General features: G+C 45.8%; 7 protein-coding genes. All 7 read left to right on the top strand.

Annotated elements, in window-relative coordinates:
- Window positions 1-1,422: a dihydrolipoyl dehydrogenase gene (gene lpdA, locus ABIA61_RS05185; RefSeq protein WP_404580418.1), complete on the top strand. Its 1,422-nt coding sequence runs from the start codon at window positions 1-3 to the stop codon at window positions 1,420-1,422.
- Window positions 1,423-1,750: 328 nt separating this feature from the next.
- The gene (thyA, locus tag ABIA61_RS05180; protein WP_283652081.1) at window positions 1,751-2,545 is read left to right on the top strand and encodes a thymidylate synthase; all 795 of its coding nucleotides are present in this window, start codon (window positions 1,751-1,753) and stop codon (window positions 2,543-2,545) included.
- A gap of 19 nt (window positions 2,546-2,564) precedes the next feature.
- A complete protein-coding gene (locus tag ABIA61_RS05175; RefSeq protein WP_404580417.1) occupies window positions 2,565-3,053 on the top strand; it encodes a dihydrofolate reductase in 489 nt (162 codons plus the stop codon).
- 237 nt (window positions 3,054-3,290) lie between these two features.
- Window positions 3,291-4,778 (top strand): glutamate synthase subunit beta, encoded by a 1,488-nt coding sequence (locus ABIA61_RS05170; RefSeq protein WP_404580416.1) that lies wholly within the window; start codon window positions 3,291-3,293, stop codon window positions 4,776-4,778.
- A gap of 658 nt (window positions 4,779-5,436) precedes the next feature.
- On the top strand, window positions 5,437-7,824 hold the full coding sequence (locus ABIA61_RS05165) for a type IA DNA topoisomerase (RefSeq protein ID WP_283652078.1): 2,388 nt from the start codon (window positions 5,437-5,439) through the stop codon (window positions 7,822-7,824).
- Between the two features lie 360 nt (window positions 7,825-8,184).
- The gene (locus ABIA61_RS05160; protein ID WP_283652077.1) at window positions 8,185-9,195 is read left to right on the top strand and encodes an aldo/keto reductase; all 1,011 of its coding nucleotides are present in this window, start codon (window positions 8,185-8,187) and stop codon (window positions 9,193-9,195) included.
- A gap of 757 nt (window positions 9,196-9,952) precedes the next feature.
- A partial coding sequence (locus tag ABIA61_RS05155; protein ID WP_404580415.1) for a condensation domain-containing protein occupies window positions 9,953-11,937 on the top strand: 1,985 nt, incomplete at its 3' end.

Here is an 11,937-nt window from a genome sequence, read left to right as displayed (position 1 = left end):
ATGGTAGTAGGAGACGCTTCTCTGGATATTGACACATTGGTTATCGGTGCGGGTCCTGGCGGCTATGTAGCTGCTATCCGTGCTGCACAATTGGGACAAAGCGTATTGATCGTTGACCAATCGGAGTTGGGCGGTGTCTGTTTGAACCGTGGATGTATTCCTTCCAAAGCTTTGATCTCTGCAGCTCATCAATACGAAGCTGCCCAACACGGCGAGTCTTTTGGTATTACTGCTGAGAACGTAAAAGTTGACTTTGCTAAAACACAAGAATTCAAAAACAGTGTTGTTAAGAAAATGACTGGCGGCGTAAGCGGTCTGCTCAAAGGCAACAAAGTTGAAGTTTTCAATGGTGAGTGCATGTTCATCAACGAAAACGAAGCGCGTGTATTCAACGAACATGAATCACCACGCTACCGTTTTAAAAATGCGATTATCGCAACAGGTTCCCGTCCAATCGAATTGAAACCATTCCCATTCGGCGGACGTATTCTGTCTTCTACAGAAGCGTTGAACCTGCCTGAAATTCCAAAAAGCCTGATCGTAATTGGCGGTGGATACATTGGTGCAGAGCTTGGACAAATGTACTCCAAATTCGGTTCCAAAGTAACAATCATTGAAGGTATGGATACCGTTCTTCCTGGCTTCGACAAGGATATGACTTCGATCGTAGCGAAGAGCATGAAGAAAACTGGTATTGAAATCTTCACTGGCGCTAAAGCGGAAAGTGCAGAGCAAACAGATAAAGACGTAACGGTGAAATTCTCCGTTAACGGCGAAAGCAAAAAAGTAACTGCTGATTACCTGCTTGTGACCGTTGGACGTCGTCCAAACACGGACGGTGAACTGGGTCTGGATATGATCGGTGTAGAACTGGATGAGCGCGGACTGGTGAAAGTTGACCACCAAGGACGCACTAGCATTCCTCATATCTTTGCAATCGGCGATATCGTTGCTGGTCTTGCTCTGGCTCACAAAGCTTCTTACGAAGGTAAAGTGGCTGCTGAAGCGATCGCAGGCGAACCGTCTGTAGTAGACTACAAATGTATTCCGGCTGTTGTTTTCACAGATCCAGAATGCTCCAGCGTAGGCTACACTGAGACACAAGCCAAAGAAAAAGGCCACAATGTCAAAGTTGGCAAGTTCTCTTATGGAGCAAACGGTCGTGCCGTTTCCCTGAACGCTACTGAAGGCTTTGTTAAAATCGTAGCTGACGCAGACACAGGTCTGGTACTGGGTACGCAAATCGTAGGTCTGGAAGCTTCCAACCTTATTGCTGAGCTGGGTCTGGCGATTGAAATGGGTGCTACACTCGAAGATATCTCCTTGACTATTCATGCTCACCCTACATTGGGCGAAATCGTTATGGAAGCAGCGGAAGTCGTGCTGGGTCATCCGATCCATGCATTGGCACCACGTCGCTAATCCCAATTCATTATCTTGTTTTTGATTTTCATACATGGAAAGAGAGGCAAGGAGCGCTATATCTGCGTTCTTTGCCTCTTTTTTTCATATTTTAGGATTTTCAGGACGACGATGAAAATTCACACAGTGGATAGTCAATAATACGTAGTCCATGATAAACTAAATATAGATATGGGTGCAGAATAGCAGGTCTTTTCTAGATTAGAATTTGACGCTGCGGGCTTTGGAATACTGGATGCTGTTCGTTAACGTGAAACGGTTTTACGTTCAGTTACGTCCAGATTTTATGAATACTGGTGTTTATTCATGCTTAAAGGAGAGAAATAAAGTGCGCAATTACTTGGAACTGCTGGAGGATATATTGGAGAATGGAGTGAAAAAAGAGGACCGTACAGGGACGGGAACACTTTCTGTTTTCGGAAGACAGCTCCGCTTTGATCTGGCCAAGGGCTTTCCCTTGATGACAACTAAAAGAGTACATTTGAAATCCGTTATCCATGAGTTGCTGTGGTTCTTGCGGGGAGATACTAACATTTCTTACCTCAAAGAGAACGGGGTTACCATTTGGGACGAATGGGCAGATGAGCAGGGGAATCTGGGCCCTGTGTATGGCTCACAATGGCGTGCGTGGGAAACAACAGACGGACAACATATCGACCAGATTACAAATGTCATTGAAGCGATTAAAAACAACCCGGATTCCCGACGACATATCGTCAGTGCCTGGAATGTGGCTGAAATCGATTCAATGAAGCTCCCGCCATGCCATTTCGTATTTCAGTTTTATGTGGCCGGAGGGAAGCTTTCCTGCATGCTGACCATGCGCTCAGTCGATACCTTCCTTGGCCTTCCTTTCAATATCGCCAGTTATGCATTGCTAACGCATATGGTTGCACAGCAGTGTGGTTTGGAGCCAGGCGAATTCATTTGGTCAGGCGGCGATGTGCATATTTATTCAAATCATATGCAACAAGTGCATACGCAGCTAGAGCGTGATCCTTATCCATTGCCTCAGCTCAAAATCCTTCGTAAACCGGATTCGATATTTGATTATACGTACGAGGACTTTGCTTTTGAGAACTATGAATATCATCCGGGTATCAAGGCGCCTGTCGCTATCTGATTTGGGGGAGCTGTGAGTTATGAGCATTTCGATGATATGGGCTATGGCACAAAACGGCGTCATTGGCCGGGATAACAGTCTTCCTTGGCGCCTGCCGAGAGATATGACATTTTTCAAGGAGCAGACCATCGGTAAAACCGTACTCATGGGGCGCAAGACATGGGAATCCTTTGGTGGAAAAAGCCTGCCTATACGGCGTAACGTTATTTTGACCCGCGATCAGAGCTATCTGGCGGAGGGCGCAGAAGTGATCCATTCTCTGGAAGCAGGTCTCCAATTGGCGGCGCAGGGAGAACTGATGATCATCGGCGGCGCAGAGATTTATTCACTGTTCTGGACACATGCTGATCGGCTAATCGTTACCAGAATTGATGAGAATTTCGAGGGAGATACGACTTTTCCTGAGCTGGATTGGAACGGCTGGAATGTAGTCAGTGAAACTCCCGGTGTCAAGGATGAAAGAAACCCGTACGACTACCGTTTTGTCGTTTACGAGAGGACGAAGTAAGATTGGATACATTTGACCTCGCTCATTTGAAAAATTAATGAACCATATAAAAAATCCTTTTGGCTGTTGATGCAGAAAGTTGCATAAGTTTTCATTACTTTTGTGCTGTATTGTGATACAATAAATCAAATTCAACGAGAATAGACCCTTTCATGATACAAACAGACAAATTCGAATTTAGCTCAAATTCTGAATGGATGAACGGGGTTCATAAGCGAAGAGATGGGGGAACGTAACATGTCTACACCAACTGGATTTATGGAATACACACGACAGCTTCCTACAGATCGGGATCCGGCAGAGCGTATTAAGGATTGGGAAGAATTCCATAAGCATATGTCCGAAGAAGAGCTGCGTACCCAAGGGGCACGTTGTATGGACTGCGGAACTCCTTATTGTCATACGGGAATGGACATTATGGGGGCGACTTTGGGCTGCCCGGTTCATAATCTTATTCCAGAATGGAACAATCTCGTATATCGCGGTTTGTGGAAGGAAGCACTGGATCGGCTACACAAAACAAATAATTTCCCGGAATTTACTGGGCGTGTCTGTCCTGCTCCTTGTGAAGGCTCCTGTACGGTCGGCCTGATCGGGCAATCTGTTACGATTAAGACGATTGAGGAAGCTATTATCGAAAAAGGCTTTGAGGAAGGCTGGATTGTCCCTAATCCGCCTGAAAAGCGTACAGGCAGACGGGTAGCTATTGTCGGCTCGGGTCCCGCAGGACTGGCTGCTGCTGCGCAGCTTAACAAAGCAGGACACAGCGTAACCGTGTATGAGCGTGCGGATCGTGTTGGCGGGCTGCTGATGTATGGCATCCCTTCCATGAAGCTGGACAAAAAGGTTGTTCAGCGTCGTGTGGATTTACTGGAGGCGGAGGGCATTCAGTTCATTACGAATACAGAGATCGGAAAGGATATTCCTACCGATCAGCTGATTGCTGAGTATGATGCGGTTGTACTGTGCGGTGGCTCTACGAAGCCGAGAGAATTCAATATTGAAGGTAGCGATTTGAATGGCGTTCATTATGCGATGGATTATTTGAATGGTACCATCAAGAGCTACCTGGATTCCAATCTGGAAGATGGCAACTATTTGTCCTCTCAAGGTAAGGATGTTATTGTGATCGGTGGTGGTGACACAGGTTCGGATTGTGTAGCTACTTCTTTACGTCATGGCTGTCGAAGCGTCACTCAATTTGGCACACATGCCAAAGCTCCTTTGGAACGTGACCCAATTGCCAATCCTTGGCCACAATTTCCAAACGTGTACTCTCTCGATTATGCACAGCAGGAAGCGAAGGCGATATTCGGGGAAGATCCGCGTGAGTTCTCCATCATGACAACGAAGTTTGTAGGTGATGAGAACGGTAATTTGAAAGAGCTACACACGATTCAAATTCAGCGTATTGTCGATGAAACGGGGCGTAAAATCTATCAGCCGGTTCCGGGTACGGAGCGTGTATTCCCGGCACAGATTGCTCTCATTGCTATTGGATTCGACGGTCCTGAGCAAACGATTGTTGAGCAAATTGGTTTGGAAACTGATCGTCGTTCCAATGTTAAAGCACGTTACGGGAAATATGTTACGAATGTAGATAAGGTTTTTGCTGCTGGTGATATGCGCCGCGGGCAAAGCCTTGTTGTGTGGGCCATTAATGAAGGTCGGGAAGCCGCACGTGAGGTCGATAAATACCTGATGGGCGCTACCGTTTTGGTGTAAATATAAGTTATCCAGTCAAAGCTCCATCCTCGGATGGGGCTTTGTTGCGTTTAAAGGACTAGCGTGCTCAGGTTTGTAAAATGCGAATGGATAACCATTGAATTACGAGATTTTTCTAAAACATTATTTGTTATCATTGTATGTAAAGGATTGTGAATTTAATGTTATATAATATGACTTATAAAATATTTTCCAAATCTCTAAGTCTGTTTTATACAGCGATCATAACATATAACAGGAATGAAGTGTAGCTTTTTTATTGAACAATGAAATTATTTTGCGGAAATAATCAAAAAAACGTTTTATGTGTTATATATAATCACATAAATATAACTCTCGTGGTTATGTGGGGAGTGATTTTAGATGAAAATTCATTTAAAACATCATCCTTTATAGCTCTTACATAGACCTTATAGATAATGACAGTAACTATTAACGTTACAAGGTTTCGTAAATCATCACCTGAGAGAATGATGGTATCTATGGTATAATACACGTATATTGTTGGAGCGCTAGACCAAGTGAATGGACAAAGGAGCTTTCGCCGGGAGAAGGCTCCTTTTGCATGAGGCCCTGCCTGTATTTCATTTACCTTTCGTTTATTACGTGTGAGTCAGGGAAGGGAAGCAGAAGGCCGTCAGGAAGGAATGGAATATGAATGAAGACGTTAATTATTGCTGAAAAACCGGATATGGGACGCACTATTGCGGCTGTTATGGAGCCGAGGGCCAAAAATAACCGTACCTATCTGGAGGGGGAGAAATACATTGTAACTTGGGCGATCGGTCATTTGCTGGGTCTCGCTGAGCCGGATGCATACGATGCCAAATACAAACGCTGGAATATTAAAGATCTTCCCATTATCCCCGAGCAGTTTAAAATTGTACCGAATCCGAAAACAAAAGATCAGCTGAAAATAATTGGTGAGCTGGCCAAACGCTGTAATGCAATCGTGAATGCTTGTGATGCGGGGCGAGAGGGGCAATATATTTTTGCCTTGATTCAACAGCAGTTAAAGCTGCGTCAGCCGGTCAAGCGACTATGGATCTCAGATTTAACGGCGGAGAGTATTGCAGTAGGCTTTGAACGCTTGCGAGATGCATCGGAGTTTGAGTTTCTAACTCAGGCTGCGCGGGCACGAAGTGAAGCAGACTGGTTGATCGGTATGAATGCTTCCAGAGCCTTTACAACACGGCATAACGCGTTACTGTCGGTCGGACGGGTGCAGACTCCTGTACTGGCATTGATTCATGACCGGGAAAAGGAAATTGAGGCGTTTCAGTCTCAAACCTTTTATGACGTGTGGGCAGAGTTTAAGCAAGATCAAACCAAGTATAAAGGTGCGTGGCAAGGAGATCGGCTGACCAAGCCGGAAGAAGCTGAGGCGATAGCAGCGGCAGTTCGCGGAAAAACAGGTGAAATCACAAAATATGATGTGAAGCAGACGAAGGAATATCCTTTCAAGCTGTACGATTTGACACTGCTTCAACGTGAGGCGAATGCCAAGTATAGTTATTCAGCCAAAAAAACGCTGGATGTTGCACAAGCGCTCTATGAGCGGCATAAGGTCATTTCCTATCCGCGTACCAATTCCAACTATGTAACGGAGCAAAATATAGACGGCATGCACAAGGCGCTTCGTATGCTGGGCACAGGTCCTTATGCTGATCTGGTACAGCAAGCGAACCCCAATTTGGTCCATAAACAGAATAAAGCTGTCTGCAATCCAGCCCGTGTTGAGGATCACCATGCTATATTGCCTACGCTGAAAAGACCGGGAACGCTCAGCAAGGAGGAACAAAATGTATATGACCTGATAATCCGCAGGTTTTTGTCACATTTCTTCCCGCCTGCCGAATATAAAATGCATACTGTGATGACCCAAGTGGACAAGCATTTGTTCAAAACAAGCATTAAGGAGCTTCTGTCCTTGGGCTGGAAAGTAGTTTTGAGCAAGGCTGATCAGGATAAAGGCAAAAAGAGCAAAGCACCGAAGAAAGAGGAAGAAGAGGAAACAGACGAATGGACGGACAAAAAGTTTGAGATTGATGCAGGCCGTCCGGTGGATTGTATTCGCGCCGAGATGAAAGAAAAGGTGACACAGCCGCCTAAAAGCTACACAGAGGGCACATTGCTAAAAGCAATGGAGAGCGCAGGCAAGCAGATGGAGAACGAGGAATTACGTGAGGTCATGAAGGATGCTGGATTAGGTACACCTGCGACACGTGCCGCCACCATTGAACGTTTGAAGAAGGTCGGCTACATTGAAATGAAAGGCAAAAAGATTCTCATTACGGATAAGGGGAAAATGGCAATTGACCTGATCCGCAACGCGGGGGTCGACCTGCTAGCTTCGCCGGAGATGACAGGACAATGGGAACGCCGTCTGCATCAAATTTCCAAGGGAGAAGCTGCCCAGGAAAAGTTTATGGATAACGTTAAAAAGTTTACGTTATCCATTATTGACAAGGTGAGGCAGCAACCACCGGCTCCAGCAAACGCTTTTGGCGAGGAAGCGAGGGGCAAGCGTACGGGTAGTAAGGGAGCCACCCGTAGTGGAGGCGCAAGCGGAAGCATCACCACCCAAAGGGCTGCACGCGCTCCGTCACGGCGTACCAACAACTCGGGCGGAGCATCGTCACTGGAGCAAGTGCCATCGGGCGCAGGAGGGCGTACTGCGGCTGCATCGGGTTCAGCTGGGAGTAGTTCAAGCGCGAGAGCAGCGCGAGCTTCGTCCGCCGAGCCGTCGGGCACTTCGCCGGGCCAAAGGCAGGCTTTAGGCAGCTGCCCGCGGTCGAATTGTGGCGGGAGCATTATCGAAGGCCGCAAAGGATATGGATGCAGCAACTACAAGCAGGGCTGCGGCTTTGTCGTCTGGAAGGAATATGCTGGCAAGCAGATTACGGAAACGATGCTCAAGTCTCTGTTGACGAAGGGGCAGACACAGCTGCTATCTTTTAAGCGTAAAGATGAATCGACCGTCAAAGCAAGAATTGTTCTGAATGAACCAGGTACAGGGCAGCTTAGCGTTCGTGAGGAAAACTGATACAGGTACAGAGTATGATTTTCGACAGATTGAAAAAGAAGGCCTTTTTAGCTGTCATCAGATGATTTCTGAATTCATCAGGAGTCATCTTTTTTTATGTTCCGTACCCCAAAATTCCCCATAACAGATGCTTGTATAACATTTTATTAAACATTTGTAAGCTTCCAACCGATAAAACAAATAAGGGTTATGCAAAAGTATTTTTTCTAGGTAGTTTATAAAGCGAACTCTATGCATAGCGTTCAAAAAACTTCCCTTAGCGGACTGTGCAAATCAGGAAGTAAAGTTGTGTTATGTGTTTAAAACGTGAACGCGATCGCTTCACATGAAAACTTTTTTAAAGGAGATGATGGAAGGATCGTGGAAGAGAAAACGGTAAATGTAGCAGGCTCACTGCAATTACGCAAGCTGGGCAACTCGGATTTAAAGCTGTCACCGCTTGGGCTTGGGTGCTGGCAGTTCAGCAATGGAAAAGGGATAGTCGGGAAATTCTGGCCGGTGCTGCGGCGGGAGGATATACGGCAAATCGTACAGACCAGTTTAGAAGGTGGAATTAATTGGTTTGATACCGCTGAAGCATACGGTGGCGGACAGTCTGAACAGCTACTGGCGGGCACGCTGAATGAGATCGGAGGACCGCTCGCAGAACAGGCGAATATCGCTACGAAATGGTGGCCGGCCTTTCGCACCGCAGGCAGTATCACAGCAACGATTGATGAACGTATTCGCCATTTGGATCAACGGACAATTCACCTCTACCAGGTGCATTCGCCTTACTCCTTTGCTTCGGTTGGCGCCGTGATGAATGCGATGGCTAAACTGGTTGGGCAAGGAAAGATTAAATATGTGGGCGTAAGCAACTTTTCCGCGCAACAAATACGTGAATCTGATCGTGTGCTGCGTGAGCACGGCCTTCGCCTAGTTTCGAATCAAGTGAAATACAGCCTACTCGACCGGAGAATCGAACAGAACGGAATTCTGGATACGGCCAAAGAGCTCGGCGTGGCAATCATCGCATACTCTCCGTTAATGCAGGGGATCTTAAGTGGAAAATTCCATAAAAATCCTTCTCTGGTCAAGTCGATCAAGGGCCCGCGCAAGTGGACAGCGGCATTCCGGGATTCGGGGCTGCGGAGATCGAAGCCGCTGATTGAAACATTGGAACAGCTGGCTCAACAATATAATGTGACGCCAACGCAGATTGCCCTGAATTGGCTGATTAACGCTCATGGAGAGAACGTATTTGCGATACCTGGGGCTTCAAAAGTACATCATGCCGAGGAAAATGTGAAGGCGATGCAGTTTACCTTGACAGCCGGTGAGATTGAGATGGTCAGCCACGTTTCCAACCAGGTGCTGAGATCGAAGTAATCGTTAGCCCTTGGATATATCCTCCGCAGTAAGCTTACCTGTTCTTAATCAGTTGTGGAGGGGTCCCTTTTGTTTTCCTGGTTTGATTTTGGCTTTCTCCTAAAAATGTTGGAAAAGGCACGTTTTACTCTTCCGAAGTTACACTCCAACTGTCAGTCACTCCCCGTGTACACTCACGTCGCTATATTTCGGCGAAACGTCGAATGCGAGAGAAGCTTTGGAACGTCATTTTTGTCGTAACCTCATAGAATGTCGCTTGTGAAAACACAGATATTAAATACTTAGAACTAATTGACAAAATGAGATATTTTTCATATTGTACAATTAATTTGATATATGTATCAATATTAGGGTGTATACTAGGCGGATCACATATCCATCATTTAGAAAAGCTAAGCCGCTAAAGTTGTGCAGGTTGGTATCTCTGAATCTTGGGAGGGGGGGGGATGAGAGGAATTTAGTGGCTCGATATAATGTTTTAATCAGCATCTAACAACGTATTGTGAATATTTATAAAAATAAAACGTTTCGAAAATTCAACCGAACTGATAACAAAGCTTGCTGCATTTTGGTGCTAAGGAACCTAAAGGTGTGGATACAGCGACAGATCATACTTACTTTTTTTGGCACAACCGGGTGAAGTCTGCTGTCTGTTCCTGTGCTTTTATATGGGAACAGGCTTCTTTTATTTGTAGCGGGAAATGACTGGGCATACGGAGTAGAACGCATGAAATGATTAACAACAGGAGGGAATTTTATGCAAACGAGCGTAATAAGTGTCAAGGAGTATCCGTTAAGTTCCTATCAGAAAGATATATGGTTCGAACAGTGCATGTACCCTGGGAAGCCCATTTACAATATTGGTGGGTATGTTGAGGTTAAAGGAAACCTGAATACCGCTATCATTAGCCAGTCCATGCAGTTGTTAATCAGACAAAATGATTCTCTGAGTGCCCGTTTTATTGATAAAAAGGGAGAGCCTTATTTAACATTTCTGCCGGAAGCTGACTATGAAGTTCCGTTTCATGATTTCTCGGTGAAGGAAAACCCAAACTCTTTTTGCATCAACTGGATGAAAAATGAGTTTTTAAAACCTTTTCAACCAGAGGACTGCTATTTTCAATTTGTTTTGTTGAAAGGTGCCCCGAACACATACTTCATTTTACTTAAAGTTCATCATTTGGTGATCGACGGATGGGGATTTGCTCTCTTAATCAGTCAAATGTTTGACAATTACAATAAATTGGTGCAAGGAATTGGCGAAATGAACAGAACGGTCTATTCCTATGCTGATTTTATTTCCGATAATCAGAATTATCTGAATTCTCCGGCCTTTTTAAAAGACAGGGCGTTCTGGCAGAACAAATATCTGACCATTCCCGAGCCTCTGTTTAGCAGAGGCATGGATATCGATGATGGTGACGGTGATTCCGTTTGGAGTGCTCGGCGAACCTTAACTATAAACAAGGCGTTATACAATCAAATGATTGAATTTTGCAAAGAGGAAGGATGCTCGTCGTTCCACTATTTTTTAGGCATACTGTTCCTGTATTTCAGCAAGATTTGCAATCGGACCGAAATGGTGATCGGCGTCCCGGTTTTTAATCGGAGCAAAGCGAAATATAAGCAGACTATGGGACATTTCGCCAACGTGCTGCCGCTGCGGATCAGCCCCGAGAAAGATATAAGCTTCAAAGAACTGATTAAGAGCATCAAACGTGAGCTTATGCAATGCTATCGACATCAGAAAATGTCTTTCGGTGAAATTTACCGGGCGGTTTACGAGAATAGCAATGAGAAAGGCAAACTGTTTGATATATCGCTTTCTTTCGAAGAACAGGAAACGAGAGAAGCATTGATCGGCGCAGCAAGCCGGATTGTAAGTATGCCGCATCATCATGAAAGAAATGCACTCAATCTCCTGATATGGGGACAAGAAGGTGAAGCGGATGTAGCCGTTAATTTTGACTATCAGATACAGGCTTTTGAAAGATTCATCCCCATTGAGAACGTTATCTCCCACTTTGAATATTTATTTGCTCAAGTCATGGAGCAAAGTGAAACTCTTATTTCGCAAATCGAAATCGTGCCAGAGGAAGAAAGGAGTACGCTAGTTCGCGGTTTTAACCATACGGAGGCGGAATATCCGAAGGATCAAACGATCCACGGGTTGTTTGAGAAACGAGCGGAGCAAAGAGCAGATCACCCGGCTTTAGTCTGGGGAGAGCAAACGCTGACCTACTGGGAGCTGAACGAGCAGGCGAATCAGCTGGCTACAGTCTTGAGAGAGCGGGGAGTGAAGCCAGATGATATCATCGCCATCATGGCGGAGCGTTCCATGGAAATGGTCATCGGCATCCTGGGAACACTCAAAGCGGGCGGAGCCTACCTGCCGATAGATCCGAATTATCCGGAGGAACGGATTCACTATATGCTGGAGGACAGCGGAGCGTCCATTTTACTGACGCAAAAGCATCTCCGGGACAAGCTCACCTATCACGGACCGATCATGGATTTGGATGGCGAAAGCCTAAGGCATATAGAACTAGACCGTGCCAATCTGGAGCCTGTTAACAAGCCGACGGATTTGGCTTATATCATCTATACCTCGGGTTCCACGGGGAAACCCAAAGGGGTCATGGTAGAGCACCGGGGAATCATCAACCTCCGGCAATTTTTCCAGGAACAATGGGGCGTGGACGGATCGGACCGGATGCTGCAGTTTGCCAGCAGCTCGTTTGA

This window comes from Paenibacillus sp. RC21, assembly GCF_044907935.1.
In the GTDB taxonomy this organism is placed as follows: domain Bacteria; phylum Bacillota; class Bacilli; order Paenibacillales; family Paenibacillaceae; genus Paenibacillus; species Paenibacillus terrae_A.
This window is presented reverse-complemented; position numbering and strand designations above follow the sequence as displayed.